This is a genomic window from Bacillus sp. FJAT-14266, from assembly GCF_001719225.1.
GTDB classification, from domain to species: Bacteria; Bacillota; Bacilli; order Bacillales; family Bacillaceae; genus Bacillus; species Bacillus subtilis.
Map to the genome: position 1 here is coordinate 3,342,501 of NZ_CP017072.1, position 13,850 is coordinate 3,356,350.

At 44.5% G+C, this 13,850-nt stretch carries 13 protein-coding genes and 2 rRNA genes (1 of these 15 only partly in view); 4 read left to right on the top strand and 11 right to left on the bottom strand.

From position 1 onward, the window contains the following. From BGM23_RS17365 to BGM23_RS17380, 3 genes are all read right to left on the bottom strand, one after another. Positions 1–972 (bottom strand): 23S ribosomal RNA (locus BGM23_RS17365) (it extends 1,956 nt beyond the left edge of the window). A gap of 170 nt (positions 973–1,142) precedes the next feature. Beyond that, positions 1,143–2,692, bottom strand: a 16S ribosomal RNA gene (locus BGM23_RS17370). The 16S and 23S rRNA genes sit together here, the layout of an rRNA operon. A 293-nt stretch (positions 2,693–2,985) precedes the next feature. Then, the gene (locus tag BGM23_RS17380; protein WP_003243727.1) at positions 2,986–3,870 is read right to left on the bottom strand and encodes a nucleotidyltransferase-like protein; all 885 of its coding nucleotides are present in this window, start codon (positions 3,868–3,870) and stop codon (positions 2,986–2,988) included. Between the two features lie 207 nt (positions 3,871–4,077). Between BGM23_RS17380 and BGM23_RS17385 the strand changes: the two genes are divergently transcribed. Then, entirely contained in the window at positions 4,078–4,431 is a 354-nt protein-coding gene (locus BGM23_RS17385; protein WP_014479226.1) for a YgzB family protein, read from the top strand. 34 nt (positions 4,432–4,465) lie between these two features. Here the strand turns inward: BGM23_RS17385 and perR are convergent, their stop codons facing one another. Both perR and bcp read right to left on the bottom strand, forming a co-directional pair. Next, positions 4,466–4,903, bottom strand: coding sequence for a peroxide-responsive transcriptional repressor PerR (gene perR, locus BGM23_RS17390; RefSeq protein ID WP_003223285.1), 438 nt, complete (start codon positions 4,901–4,903; stop codon positions 4,466–4,468). A gap of 122 nt (positions 4,904–5,025) precedes the next feature. Beyond that, a complete protein-coding gene (gene bcp, locus BGM23_RS17395) occupies positions 5,026–5,499 on the bottom strand; it encodes a thioredoxin-dependent thiol peroxidase (protein ID WP_029726836.1) in 474 nt (157 codons plus the stop codon). A 151-nt stretch (positions 5,500–5,650) separates the two neighbouring features. On the opposite strand from bcp, the gene BGM23_RS17400 reads away from it, so the two are divergent. Both BGM23_RS17400 and BGM23_RS17405 read left to right on the top strand, forming a co-directional pair. Then, positions 5,651–6,940, top strand: a complete 1,290-nt coding sequence (locus BGM23_RS17400) for a glutamate-1-semialdehyde 2,1-aminomutase (protein ID WP_029317453.1) — start codon at positions 5,651–5,653, stop codon at positions 6,938–6,940. Between the two features lie 220 nt (positions 6,941–7,160). Then, positions 7,161–8,222, top strand: a complete 1,062-nt coding sequence (locus BGM23_RS17405; RefSeq protein WP_003233537.1) for an aromatic acid exporter family protein — start codon at positions 7,161–7,163, stop codon at positions 8,220–8,222. Positions 8,223–8,298: 76 nt separating this feature from the next. Here the strand turns inward: BGM23_RS17405 and BGM23_RS17410 are convergent, their stop codons facing one another. The 5 genes from BGM23_RS17410 to fabL form a co-directional block, all read right to left on the bottom strand. Beyond that, a complete protein-coding gene (locus BGM23_RS17410; protein WP_009966836.1) occupies positions 8,299–10,041 on the bottom strand; it encodes an ABC transporter ATP-binding protein in 1,743 nt (580 codons plus the stop codon). Positions 10,042–10,127: 86 nt separating this feature from the next. Beyond that, complete coding sequence (gene ntdP / locus BGM23_RS17415; protein ID WP_003223272.1) at positions 10,128–10,658, bottom strand: nucleoside tri-diphosphate phosphatase; 531 nt, start codon at positions 10,656–10,658, stop codon at positions 10,128–10,130. A gap of 143 nt (positions 10,659–10,801) precedes the next feature. Beyond that, positions 10,802–11,062 (bottom strand): YgaB family protein, encoded by a 261-nt coding sequence (locus BGM23_RS17420; protein WP_046664347.1) that lies wholly within the window; start codon positions 11,060–11,062, stop codon positions 10,802–10,804. A gap of 172 nt (positions 11,063–11,234) precedes the next feature. Beyond that, complete coding sequence (sspE, locus tag BGM23_RS17425) at positions 11,235–11,489, bottom strand: gamma type acid-soluble spore protein SspE (RefSeq protein ID WP_003233541.1); 255 nt, start codon at positions 11,487–11,489, stop codon at positions 11,235–11,237. A 68-nt stretch (positions 11,490–11,557) separates the two neighbouring features. Beyond that, complete coding sequence (fabL, locus tag BGM23_RS17430) at positions 11,558–12,310, bottom strand: enoyl-[acyl-carrier-protein] reductase FabL (protein WP_003223262.1); 753 nt, start codon at positions 12,308–12,310, stop codon at positions 11,558–11,560. 81 nt (positions 12,311–12,391) lie between these two features. On the opposite strand from fabL, the gene BGM23_RS17435 reads away from it, so the two are divergent. Further along, a complete protein-coding gene (locus BGM23_RS17435) occupies positions 12,392–12,616 on the top strand; it encodes a hypothetical protein (protein ID WP_003233542.1) in 225 nt (74 codons plus the stop codon). Positions 12,617–12,623: 7 nt separating this feature from the next. Here BGM23_RS17435 and mutY read toward each other — a convergent pair whose 3' ends face one another. Further along, on the bottom strand, positions 12,624–13,733 hold the full coding sequence (mutY, locus tag BGM23_RS17440; RefSeq protein ID WP_029317454.1) for an A/G-specific adenine glycosylase: 1,110 nt from the start codon (positions 13,731–13,733) through the stop codon (positions 12,624–12,626). Positions 13,734–13,850: the final 117 nt, after the last annotated feature.

The window sequence follows — 13,850 nt, forward strand, 5'->3', positions numbered from 1 at the left end:
ATTGGCATTCGGAGTTTGACTGAATTCGGTAACCCGGTAGGGGCCCCTAGTCCAATCAGTGCTCTACCTCCAAGACTCTTACCTTGAGGCTAGCCCTAAAGCTATTTCGGAGAGAACCAGCTATCTCCAGGTTCGATTGGCATTTCACCCCTACCCACACCTCATCCCCGCACTTTTCAACGTGCGTGGGTTCGGGCCTCCATTCAGTGTTACCTGAACTTCACCCTGGACATGGGTAGATCACCTGGTTTCGGGTCTACGACCACGTACTCATGCGCCCTATTCAGACTCGCTTTCGCTGCGGCTCCGCATCTTCTGCTTAACCTTGCACGGGATCGTAACTCGCCGGTTCATTCTACAAAAGGCACGCCATCACCCGTTAACGGGCTCTGACTACTTGTAGGCACACGGTTTCAGGATCTCTTTCACTCCCCTTCCGGGGTGCTTTTCACCTTTCCCTCACGGTACTGGTTCACTATCGGTCACTAGGGAGTATTTAGCCTTGGGAGATGGTCCTCCCGGATTCCGACGGAATTTCACGTGTTCCGCCGTACTCAGGATCCACTCAGGAGAGAACGAAGTTTTGACTACAGGGCTGTTACCTCCTATGGCGGGCCTTTCCAGACCTCTTCATCTACCTCGTTCTTTTGTAACTCCGTATAGAGTGTCCTACAACCCCAAGAGGCAAGCCTCTTGGTTTGGGCTAATCCCGTTTCGCTCGCCGCTACTCAGGGAATCGCATTTGCTTTCTCTTCCTCCGGGTACTTAGATGTTTCAGTTCCCCGGGTCTGCCTTCTCATATCCTATGAATTCAGATATGGATACCGCTCCATTACGAGTGGTGGGTTTCCCCATTCGGAAATCTCCGGATCAAAGCTTGCTTACAGCTCCCCGAAGCATATCGGTGTTCGTCCCGTCCTTCATCGGCTCCTAGTGCCAAGGCATCCACCGTGCGCCCTTTCTAACTTAACCGTTAAAAAGAATCACTATGTGATATCTTGTGTTACTAATTGAATGTGATGTCTACTGTTATCTAGTTTTCAAAGAACACGTTTCGAAGGAATGATCCTTCAAAACTAAACAAGACAGGGAACGTTCTGTTTATAAGACCCAAGGTCTTATATTCCGTATAATATCCTTAGAAAGGAGGTGATCCAGCCGCACCTTCCGATACGGCTACCTTGTTACGACTTCACCCCAATCATCTGTCCCACCTTCGGCGGCTGGCTCCTAAAAGGTTACCTCACCGACTTCGGGTGTTACAAACTCTCGTGGTGTGACGGGCGGTGTGTACAAGGCCCGGGAACGTATTCACCGCGGCATGCTGATCCGCGATTACTAGCGATTCCAGCTTCACGCAGTCGAGTTGCAGACTGCGATCCGAACTGAGAACAGATTTGTGGGATTGGCTTAACCTCGCGGTTTCGCTGCCCTTTGTTCTGTCCATTGTAGCACGTGTGTAGCCCAGGTCATAAGGGGCATGATGATTTGACGTCATCCCCACCTTCCTCCGGTTTGTCACCGGCAGTCACCTTAGAGTGCCCAACTGAATGCTGGCAACTAAGATCAAGGGTTGCGCTCGTTGCGGGACTTAACCCAACATCTCACGACACGAGCTGACGACAACCATGCACCACCTGTCACTCTGCCCCCGAAGGGGACGTCCTATCTCTAGGATTGTCAGAGGATGTCAAGACCTGGTAAGGTTCTTCGCGTTGCTTCGAATTAAACCACATGCTCCACCGCTTGTGCGGGCCCCCGTCAATTCCTTTGAGTTTCAGTCTTGCGACCGTACTCCCCAGGCGGAGTGCTTAATGCGTTAGCTGCAGCACTAAGGGGCGGAAACCCCCTAACACTTAGCACTCATCGTTTACGGCGTGGACTACCAGGGTATCTAATCCTGTTCGCTCCCCACGCTTTCGCTCCTCAGCGTCAGTTACAGACCAGAGAGTCGCCTTCGCCACTGGTGTTCCTCCACATCTCTACGCATTTCACCGCTACACGTGGAATTCCACTCTCCTCTTCTGCACTCAAGTTCCCCAGTTTCCAATGACCCTCCCCGGTTGAGCCGGGGGCTTTCACATCAGACTTAAGAAACCGCCTGCGAGCCCTTTACGCCCAATAATTCCGGACAACGCTTGCCACCTACGTATTACCGCGGCTGCTGGCACGTAGTTAGCCGTGGCTTTCTGGTTAGGTACCGTCAAGGTACCGCCCTATTCGAACGGTACTTGTTCTTCCCTAACAACAGAGCTTTACGATCCGAAAACCTTCATCACTCACGCGGCGTTGCTCCGTCAGACTTTCGTCCATTGCGGAAGATTCCCTACTGCTGCCTCCCGTAGGAGTCTGGGCCGTGTCTCAGTCCCAGTGTGGCCGATCACCCTCTCAGGTCGGCTACGCATCGTTGCCTTGGTGAGCCATTACCTCACCAACTAGCTAATGCGCCGCGGGTCCATCTGTAAGTGGTAGTCGAAGCCACCTTTTATGTTTGAACCATGCGGTTCAAACAACCATCCGGTATTAGCCCCGGTTTCCCGGAGTTATCCCAGTCTTACAGGCAGGTTACCCACGTGTTACTCACCCGTCCGCCGCTAACATCAGGGAGCAAGCTCCCATCTGTCCGCTCGACTTGCATGTATTAGGCACGCCGCCAGCGTTCGTCCTGAGCCAGGATCAAACTCTCCGATAAATGGATCACAGGTTAAGTTCACCGCATCCTGCGGCGACACCTGTGTGACCTGCGTCATACAGGCCCTAGTTTGACTGACTACGCACATCGCTGTGCGATTTTTTAAAAACTGAATTAACAGGTACGTTTTGTCTTGTTTAGTTTTCAAAGATCATTTTCACTTCTTGTTGAAGCGACTTTATCAATATAACATTTTGACTTTCTTTTGTCAAATGTTTTTTTGATTTATTTTCCCGCCGCTGTGAGCTTGTTTTCTCAGAAGCGCATCAGCGACGTTTAATAATATAACACGGTCAAGAATCAGAGTCAACACCTTTTTTAAAAGAATATCCTCGGTGATAGACAGCCTGTCCTTTCGTTTCTATCTGGCAGACGTTGATAAGTCCCTTTTCCGTCAAGTAATCAAGCATAACGCCAAGATCTTGGGTAAAGTGCTTTAGGTCATGATGTTGAAGAAGCTCACCGAATTGCCAAATGTCTTTTTCTTTCATTACTTCGAAAAGATGCGCCGAACCGATCTCGGCTTTGGAATGGATGAGAAAATCATTTGCTAAGAATAATAATTCAAGTCTTTTTTCCAGGCTCTCATGACTTTCAATCAGCTCGGAATATAATTTGTACACTTGGGGCTCCATCTGGCGCACTTGGCTCCACACCGTGGTTTCGGGATGGAATCCTCTGTCGATTACTTCAATACGTGCTAAATGATGCAGCGCATGAACAACGGCATTGTAGGCATCTAAAAATTGATTGGCTTCAAAAAAAGCTTTCCCTTCAACATACCTTCTGATTAATTTGCCGTATTCGAGTCCGATCTTCAGTTTACGTTCGGCAAACGGAAATGTATTCAGCCTGTCAATCAGTTCAACTACGTATTCATTACGGTCAAATAAGACTCTGCCATTTACAATCCAATCTATGATTCTTCTATTTGTTCCAAGCAAAATCCATTCTTGAATCTGAGAATCTGTTACCACATGCAAAGAAGCTGTTTGATGATCAAATTCATAATGCTTTATAAAAACTGGCTCATCAGCATCCTTTACAATCACCAGCAAAGCTGCATCAAAGTTATCTGTTAAGGAAGATGTTTTGTTTCTTCTCTCAATCATAATGACAGCCAATGTATTGGGGTGACTTGCTCTTTCTTGGTAAATTGGACGGAGAAGATTTTCCATCACTATTCCTCCAATGCAATTGTTCAAATTTTTTTATTCTCTATTTGATTCAATTCTATGGTTAAAACGAAATTCCTTTTTTCTAAACACATTGAACTATTATAAACAATTTCACAGTAACTCTCCATATGTAAATTCCAGTTCAACCGAAAACATGAAGAAAATCCCATCGGGTTTGTGCTATAGTTAAAACAGAGGGGGATGGACATGGCGAAATACTCCAGCAAAATTAATAAAATCAGAACATTTGCGTTAAGTTTGGTTTTCGTTGGGTTTATCATTATGTACATCGGGATCTTTTTCAAAGAGTCAGTTTTGCTTTCTAGTTTGTTTATGATACTTGGGCTTTTATCCATCGGTCTCAGCACGGTAGTTTACTTTTGGATCGGAATGCTTTCGACTAAAGCGGTTCGCGTCATTTGTCCAGGCTGTGATAAAGAGACAAAGGTTTTAGGAAGAGTCGATATGTGCATGCATTGCCGAGAGCCACTGACCTTAGATAAGGGATTAGAAGGAAAAGAATTTGATGAGTCTTATAATAAAAAGAAAATGTCGAAATAAAATAAGCTGACCGTTTCGTGCGGTCAGCTTATTTTTAATGATTTTCTTTTTTCGAACACTCTTGGCAGACGCCGTAAATTTCTAAACGGTGGTGGCTTACCTTGAAGCCCGTGACGTGGGCAGCGAGCTGCTCCACTTCATCAAGGCCCGGGTAGTGGAAGTCCACAATTTTACCGCAGTTTTCGCAAATCGCGTGATAGTGATCGGATGTGACAAAATCGAATCTGCTGGAAGCATCACCGTATGTGAGCTCTTTTACCAAACCTGATTCCCGGAACACACGCAAATTGTTATATACCGTCGCTACGCTCATGTTAGGAAATTTCCCTTCCAGAGCTTTATATATATCGTCCGCTGTTGGATGAGCCATAGAGTTAACGAGATATTCCAGAATCGCATGACGTTGAGGAGTAATGCGAACTCCGGTTTCCTTCAACGTTTCTAAGGCTTCTTTTAGTTCATGTGCAGCCATCCGTCATGCACCTCTCTTCTAAAAAAAATTCTTACATTGTAATGTTTATAATTAGTGTAACTCTTTCTACGATAATTTGTCAATTGATATCAGGGTAAAAGTAAGCATAGGCTCATAGAGATTTACTTTTCCGACATATCTTTGAGGGTTTGAAGCGCTTCGGCTACATGGTCCTTTACTTTTACTTTTCTCCATTCTTTAATGAGCCGGCCTTCTTTATCAATTAAAAAAGTGGAACGCTCGATTCCCATATACTCTTTTCCGAAATTTTTCTTCAGCTTCCACACATCAAATGCTTCCGCCAGCTTATGCTCGTCATCAACAAGAAGCAGAAATGGAAGGTTATGCTTCTCTTTAAATTTTCCGTGTTTTTCCTGGCTGTCCGGGCTGACGCCGATAATGACGGCATCCAGTTCAGCGAAGCTTTCGTGACTGTCCCGAAAATCGCATGCTTCAGTTGTACACCCCGGTGTCATGTCCTTTGGATAAAAATAAAGCACGATGTACTTTCCTTTATAATCCGATAATTTTACTGTTTCCCCATGATCACCTTTTAACTCAAGATCAGGCGCTTTATGTCCGATTTCTATAGTCATTACGTTACCTCCGGATGTTTTTTATTAAGCGTATCCAATTCTTGTCCAGATTACAACCATCTCAGCTGAATCTGAAGCCCGAAGCCATTGTTCTTGTTCGGAAGCATGCTACAATAGAAAGGACGCATGGAGATATAGGAGGTTTTTATTCTTGCATACAAAATCAATTGAACTTCACAATGAGGCATTACAGCACATTGTCGGCGGTGTAAACAGCCCGTCTAGATCATATAAAGCAGTCGGCGGCGGTTCTCCTGTTGCAATGGAGAAAGCAAGCGGCGCTTATTTTTGGGATGTGGACGGCAACAAATACATCGATTATTTAGCGGCGTACGGTCCGATTATTACAGGACATGCCCACCCGCATATTACAGAAGCGATTAAAAAAGCGGCAGAGAACGGTGTATTGTATGGAACACCAACGAAACACGAGGTTACATTTGCAAAGATGCTCAAAGAAGCCATTCCCGCTATGGACAAAGTAAGATTCGTCAATTCGGGTACAGAAGCCGTTATGACGACCATCCGCGTGGCTCGCGCATATACAGGCCGGACAAAAATCATTAAATTTGCGGGCTGTTATCACGGGCATTCGGACCTTGTGCTTGTCGCCGCAGGCTCCGGCCCGTCTACTCTTGGCACACCAGACTCAGCCGGTGTACCGAAAAGCATTGCAAACGAAGTGATCACAGTACCATTTAATGATATCGATAGCTATAAAGCGGCTCTTGATAAATGGGGCAGTGAAATCGCGGCGGTTCTCGTTGAACCGATTGTCGGCAACTTCGGTATCGTGGAGCCGAAAGAGGGCTTCTTAGAAAAAGTAAATGAATTGACACATAATGCAGGCGCTCTCGTTATTTACGATGAAGTCATTACGGCTTTCCGCTTTATGTATGGCGGCGCGCAGGATCTCTTACAGGTGAAACCAGATTTAACAGCACTCGGGAAAATTATCGGCGGCGGACTTCCGATTGGCGCCTATGGCGGCAAACAAGAAATCATGGAGCAGGTAGCTCCGCTAGGGCCTGCTTATCAGGCAGGAACAATGGCAGGGAACCCCGCTTCCATCCTATCAGGCATCGCTTGTCTGGAAGTGCTCAAAGAAAAAGGCGTGTATGAAAAGCTTGATCATCTTGGCGCTATGCTTGAGGAAGGTATTTTGAAGCACGCAGAAACACACGGCATCACCATTACGGTCAACCGGTTAAAAGGTGCGCTCACGGTATACTTCTCTGATGAGAAAGTGGAAAATTACGAGCAGGCTGAACGGAGTGACGGAGAAACATTCGCTACGTTTTTCAAGCTGATGCTGGAACGCGGAATTAATTTAGCACCTTCTAAGTATGAAGCTTGGTTTATTACCACAGCACATACAGAGCAGGATATTAAAGACACGCTTACAGCGGTCGAGGATGCATTTAAACATCTAAAAAACTAGAATCAAATACCTTGAACAGGAGCTTTGAGCTCCTGTTTTTTTTATGGAATCAAACAACGTGTAAGATTTTGGTCTTTTTCTAGAAAAATAGCTTGAATATTTGTATCGATCCCTGTATATTACTTAATTGTTTAGCAAATAAACTAACCGGGAATTTTAAGGATTAGCCCATTTGCTATGTCACACAATTTACTATAGAAAGGAATGCACGCACAAACCAATGAAACTTGGTGCCCGCATTTTCAAAACCGGGATTGCGATTACACTTGCCCTTTATTTGGCTTCGTGGATCGGGCTTCCCGCGCCGATTTTCGCTGGAATTGCAGCGATATTTGCGATCCAGCCGTCGATTTACCGCTCTTTTCTCATTATTATTGACCAGGTTCAAGCAAATATCATCGGAGCTGTGATTGCCACAGTGTTCGGCCTTATTTTCGGACCCAGCCCGATTATGATCGGGTTAACAGCAGTTATTGTCATTACAATCATGCTGAAACTTAAAATTGAACATACAATTTCAATTGCTCTTGTAACAGTCATTGCGATATTAGAATCTGCCGGTGACGACTTTTTAATGTTCGCGCTGATCAGAACAAGCACAGTCATCTTAGGGGTGCTTTCTTCCTTTATCGTCAACCTTGTGTTTTTGCCTCCTAAGTACGAAACAAAGCTGATTCATAATACCGTCGAAAACACCGAAGAAATTATGAAGTGGATCAGATTGTCCATGCGGCAGTCGACAGAGCATTCGATTTTGAAAGAGGATATTGAAAAACTGAAAGAAAAAATGATCAAGCTTGATCAGACATATCTTCTATATAAAGAAGAAAGAAGTTACTTTAAGAAAACGACTTATGTGAAATCAAGAAAGCTTGTCCTGTTCAGACAGGCCATTATTACGGCAAATCGGGCGCTTGATACATTGAAGAAGCTGCATCGTCTGGAAAACGAGATCTATCATATGCCGGAAGAGTTTCAGGAAACACTGACTGAAGAACTTGATTACCTGCTTTACTGGCACGAACGGATTTTGATGAGGTTTGTCGGAAAAATCAAGCCGCATGATGACGCGGTTGAAGAAGGCATCCGGTATAAGCAGCTTTTAACAAAGTCATTTTTAAAAAATCAGCAGAATACGGATGAGGAGCTCATTGATTACAACATGCTCAATATTATGGCAAGCGCCGTGGAATATCGCGAGCAGCTTGAACATTTGGAAACACTTATCACAAGTTTTCAAACGTATCATCCGAAAGACTGCGAAATAGAAACAGAAGAGTAACCCGGTTAAACAGCCGGGTTTTTTTATATACAAAAAAATCTTATATCCTTCGTTAAAAGGATATAAGATTGATGTTTTAGTTCAAATTTTGAATGGTAAATAAATGCTTGTACTGGCTCTCATAGTCCATGAGTTCATCATGGGTTCCGATTTCAATGATTGTGCCGTTTTCCATGACAACAATCTTATCCGCATGGGTGATTGTCGATAAACGGTGGGCGACAACAAAAGTTGTTCTATCCTTCGCCAGTTTGTCCATCGCTTCTTGAATGTAATGCTCACTTTCCAAATCCAGAGCTGATGTAGCTTCATCTAAAATGAGGAGCGGCGGATTTTTCAGGAATACCCGCGCAATTGAGATCCGCTGCTTTTGTCCGCCTGAAAGCTTAACGCCTCGTTCCCCCACCCGGGTCTCATATCCTTCTGGAAAACTCATGATAAATTCATGGGCATTTGCAGCTTTGGCGGCTTCGATTATCTCTTCAAGTGTGGCATCAGGCTTGCCGATCGCGATATTTTCCCGAATCGTTTCACTAAATAAAAAGGTATCCTGAAGCACCATACCAACCTGGTTGCGAAGGCTTCTTGCTTCATAATCGCGAATATCCGTCCCATCAATCAGCAGTCTGCCGCTTGTTACATCATAAAATCTTGGGATCAGGCTGACGAGCGTTGATTTTCCTCCTCCGCTCATGCCGACGAGAGCTACAGTTTCTCCTCTATTTACTTTTAAGGATACATCATGAAGAATATTTTCTTTATCCTTCTCATATTGAAACGAAACGTTTTGAAACTCCACTCCTCCGCGAATCTGATCGGCCTTTATCGCATTTGGTTTGTCAGTGAGTTCATAGGGCTCGTCAATAAATTCAAACACCCTGTCCATTGATGCGATTGACTGTGTCAAAGTTGTAGAGGAATTGATCAGCCTTCTAACAGGGTTGTACATTCTGTCAATATATCCGACAAACGCGACCATTGTTCCGACTGTCAGCGGTCCATTAATGACAAAATACCCGGCGCACGCTATGACGATGAGCGGCGCCAAATCTGTAATGGTATTAACGACCGCAAAGGTTTTGGCGTTCCAATTCGTGTGGCGGATGGCTTTATCTAAGAAATGACCGTTTTTCTCATTAAATTGAGCCTGTTCATGATCTTCTATCGCAAAGCTTCTGATGACAGGCATGCCTTGAATTCGTTCGTGCAAATGCCCCTGCACTTGAGCAAGAGCCTGTGAGCGCTCCCTTGTCAGCTTTCGTAAACGGCCGTAAAAATACTTCACTGATATTCCGTATAATGGGAATAAAACGATAGAGATCAGCGTTAATTTAACGTCCAGTGTGAGCATGATAGAGATTACAATCAAAATCGTCAGCATATCGAGCCATATATTCATCAGCCCTGTGATGACGAAATCCTTTGTTTGTTCTACATCATTAATCACTCGGGAAATGACTTCCCCTGTTCTTGTATTCGCGTAAAAACGAAGGCTCAGTTTTTGTATATGGTCAAACAGCTTAGCTCTTATATCATAAAGCACCTTGCTGGCAGTCCACTGGGCAAAATATTGCCGGTAATATTCAACAGGCGGGCGCAAAATTAAAAATAAGGCGAACATGATCGCCATAATCGTGAACAATGACGTGGTTTTGTCACTGGCCGTGCCGCCTCCTTGAATAATGTCGTCAACTACGTACTTCAGAAGCAATGGGAGAGCAAGCGGAATGGAGAATTTTACGATCCCGATTAACACTGTAACGAAAATTTGCTTCTTATAAGGTTTGACGAATTGCATGTAGCGTTTCATAACCCCCACGTTGATTCCCCCTCTCTCTTTCTCATGATGTGTGTGAGCCCATGTGAAAAACCTGTTGTACCCCGCAACAGGTTTTTACGTAACCATTATTTTGTATAGCGCAGATACCGTTCATACCACATATCGACAAACTCGGGCGCAAACGGTCCCTGACGCTGGTGAATCCAATGGAGCAGCGTATTTAAGTAGTCTCTTAAAATACTGTCGATTTCTTTTGGATAATTCATGGCTTTCCGATGATCATCATATTCGTCTTCATCGAGAATATTGTAGGTCATGTCAGGAAAAACCTTAACATCTAAGTCATAATCAATATATTTAATTGCTTCGCCATCATAGGCAAACGGAGAACTGATGTTGCAATAATAATGAACCCCGTCTTCCCTCAGCATCCCGATGACATTAAACCATTGTCTTGCGTGAAAATAACAGATTGCGGGCTCTCTGGTTATCCATGTCCGGCCGTCTGATTCGGTTACCATCGTCCGGTCATTGGCTCCGATGACACACATTTCTGTACTTTTTAAGATTGTTGTCTCATTCCAAATTCTATGAATCAGCCCGTTGTGCTTATAGCTGTGAATTTGAATGGTTTCTCCTTCCTTGGGATAGCCCATATTTCTCCCCTACTTTCTATAAAGCCCTACAGTTAGTATGTCCAAATTTGCTTACCGACAACGTCTTTTACCTATTATAACGTTACAAATTGAAAAATGAAAATAAAAGAGCCATTCCGGCCGGGGAATGGCACATTCCTGCACTACACAAAGGAAGACGGCTTTTCTGAGCTGCGATATGAACGAATGACCTGCTCTGTCTGCTTTTGAAACATTTCCTGTATATCGGCAAGGTGTTTCCGTTTTACCGCAATTTCAGCCTGAATCCCACGCAGCCTTGCATCCCTTTCCAAATGCCGGAGTTCCGCCTCAATTTGTTTGCAGCGGTCGAGCTCTGATTGGAGATCGAGAAGCTTATCCATCGTTTTCATCTGTTCACTTACCAGCTTTTCAAATTCGGTCATCGGTTCCTCCTTCAGCCTGATGAAAGTATAAACATTTCCTCCTTTAATCATTTCGATCTCCATAAAGCAAACCCTTTGACTCATTCTGTAGACCTTCCACAAGTTTTGTCGTTTTTCAAACAGAAAAAAGCACTTCCACCCGAAGATGAAGTGCTTTTTTCTGTTTCAGTGATTAGCTGTTTTGTTGTTTGTTTTGTTCAGCAGATTGGTTTTGCTGTCTTACCTGCTGTGCGTCAGTTTCACTAGCGAATTCAGTGCCGAATTGACCTTGTTGTCCAGCTGATTGCTGGTTTTGTTTTCTGACTTGCTGAGCGTTTGTTTCGCTAGCAAATTCAGTGCCAAATTGACCTTGACCAGCAGCTGATTGTTGGTTTTGTTTTCTAACTTGTTGAGCGTTTGTTTTGCTGAAGTTATTTGAGTTAGCCATTGTTATCACCTCCACGGTCATTAGAATGTGCAGGTGATCGTATAGCTATTCCTCTTTTTTAAAAATTTTTAAACGAGCAGTGAGCGTCCGCCGTCAACGATAATTGTCTGTCCGCGGATCATGTCAGCCTTGGAAGACACTAGAAACTCCACAGTATCAACCATGTCTTTAATTTCGACCATGCGTCCCGCCGGCGTATTTTGGCGCGCATCCTCAAGCAGATCTTCTCTATTCGGGAAGTGCTTCAGCGCATCTGTGTCGATCGCTCCGCCTGAAACAGCATTGACGATAATTTGTTTTGGTGAAAGCTCAACGGCAAGATAACGGGTTAAAGCCTCTAACGCTGCTTTTGATACACCGACCGTGGTGTAGTTTTCAAGATAGCGGATAGAGCCTAATGAACTAATGCTGACAATATGCCCGCCACCGTTCTTCTCCATTAGCTTGGCAGCTTCCTGAGCGCAGAAAAGCAATGCTTTCGCATTAATGTTCATCGTCCAGTCCCAGTGTGTTTCTTCTAATTCCATGACAGGTCTTAGTACTCCTGAAGCGGCATTATTGACAAAAACATCAAGTCTGCCGAACGTTTCATCAATTTGCTGAAACATTTCTTTGATTTTTGCAGGCTGTCCTACGTTTGCTTTTACGACAAGCACTTTAACGCCAAGCTTTTCGATTTCTTCCGCTGTTTCTAATGCTGCTTTTTTGCTGCGTGCATAGTTAATGACGATGTTATAGCCGTTCTCAGCAAGTCTGATCGCGGCCGCTTTTCCGACACCGCGGCTGCTTCCTGTTACGAGTGCACATTTATTTTGTTCCATTTTTCCTCATCTCCTTGTAGCGTATAGTTCTTTTATTTCCACAAACAATAATGGCAAGAACTTTAAAGGGGGTCTTCTGTTATGTATGTCGGACGTGATATGAGCGAATTGAACATGGTTTCCAAAAAAGATTGGAAGAACAGTGAACTCGCTTATTTTCATCATGCCTTTCAGCAAATTATGCCTTATTTGAACGAAGAAGGCCAATCAAAATACCGGGAATTAACGCAAGAAATTGAAGCGCGCGGCGGAATGAAGCGCAATGAAGCGGACTACAGCCACGGCACGCGCGTCTCTTACGATTAAGAATGGTTTACGGAGCAGCCGAGATGGCGGCTGCTTCTACTGCCATCTTCCAGATTTTTTGATGTGACACCGGGAACGCAAATTGTTCGAGCTCTTCTTTCGATACTTTTTTCAGCTCGCTGGTATCCGACACTTGTTTTACTTTACCGAAAAACACTGAAATATTCCATACCAGGTGGGTGAAAACATGCTCGACTACACCTTGCAGATCACTGATATCAGCTTGTATGCCATATTCGTTTTCTAAGAAAGCAATGAGCTGTTCACGCTCAGTTTTGATCCCTTTTTGTGTTTCAAGATTCGGGAATTCCCACAGGTTGGCGAGCAAACCTTTAGACGGCCGTTTGTGGATATACACTTGTCCGTCTTCATCAGTCAGTACGATCGCGGCCATGGTTTTGATCCCGGGCTTTTTCTTTTTGCTTTTTACCGGAAGCTCCCGTTCAGTGCCTTCTTCAAATGCTGAGCAATGCTGCTGAACCGGGCAAAGCAGGCATGAGGGTGATTTTGGCGTACAGATCAAGGCTCCAAGCTCCATCAAGCCCTGATTAAATTCAGATGGTTTTTCTTTGGAAATAAAAGCTCGTATGGCGTCTTCAAAGATCGTTCTTGTTTTTGGTTTGGCAATATCATCCCAAATAGATAGAATTCTGGACATGACACGCATCACATTTCCGTCAACTGCGGGAATGGGTTTATTGTAGGCAATGCTGAGCACCGCTCCCTTTGTATAAGGGCCGACGCCTTTTAACCCGCCAAAATCTTTCTCGTCTGGAGGAACAATGCCGCCGTATTCCTGTTTCACTTCTTTTACCGCGCTTTGCAGGTTTCTGACTCGCGAATAATAGCCGAGCCCTTCCCATGCTTTCAGCACCTTTTCTTCATCAGCATCAGCGAGCGCTTCCACTGTCGGGAATTGTTCTACAAACCGGAGAAAGTAAGGAATCACTGTCTCTACTCTCGTTTGCTGCAGCATCACTTCAGATACCCACACCTTATATGGATCTTGGTCCTCTCTCCACGGCAAAACGCGCTGCTCTCGTTCAAACCATGAGATTAAATCATCGCGAAATTGCTGTATGTCTTTTTGTTTTAATTTGTCTTCAAGTACGTTCATATGTGTTTCTCCCCAGTCTTTCGCGCCCCGCTTTTCTTTAGACTGTTTTTTGTTGTACACTAAGGGCACAGTACGATAATATGTTACATTAAATAGTAATAAAGAAAAAGCGGAAAC

Coding starts and splice junctions, on each gene's coding strand:
- mutY (WP_029317454.1), bottom strand. CDS start 13,733: ATGAACGTACTTGAAGACAAATTAAAACAAAAAGACATACAGCAATTT.
- BGM23_RS17420 (WP_046664347.1), bottom strand. CDS start 11,062: ATGACCGAATTTGAAAAGCTGGTAAGTGAACAGATGAAAACGATGGAT.
- perR (WP_003223285.1), bottom strand. CDS start 4,903: ATGGCTGCACATGAACTAAAAGAAGCCTTAGAAACGTTGAAGGAAACC.
- ntdP (WP_003223272.1), bottom strand. CDS start 10,658: ATGGGCTATCCCAAGGAAGGAGAAACCATTCAAATTCACAGCTATAAG.
- BGM23_RS17405 (WP_003233537.1), top strand. CDS start 7,161: ATGAAACTTGGTGCCCGCATTTTCAAAACCGGGATTGCGATTACACTT.
- BGM23_RS17435 (WP_003233542.1), top strand. CDS start 12,392: ATGTATGTCGGACGTGATATGAGCGAATTGAACATGGTTTCCAAAAAA.
- sspE (WP_003233541.1), bottom strand. CDS start 11,489: ATGGCTAACTCAAATAACTTCAGCAAAACAAACGCTCAACAAGTTAGA.
- BGM23_RS17380 (WP_003243727.1), bottom strand. CDS start 3,870: ATGGAAAATCTTCTCCGTCCAATTTACCAAGAAAGAGCAAGTCACCCC.
- fabL (WP_003223262.1), bottom strand. CDS start 12,310: ATGGAACAAAATAAATGTGCACTCGTAACAGGAAGCAGCCGCGGTGTC.
- BGM23_RS17385 (WP_014479226.1), top strand. CDS start 4,078: ATGGCGAAATACTCCAGCAAAATTAATAAAATCAGAACATTTGCGTTA.
- bcp (WP_029726836.1), bottom strand. CDS start 5,499: ATGACTATAGAAATCGGACATAAAGCGCCTGATCTTGAGTTAAAAGGT.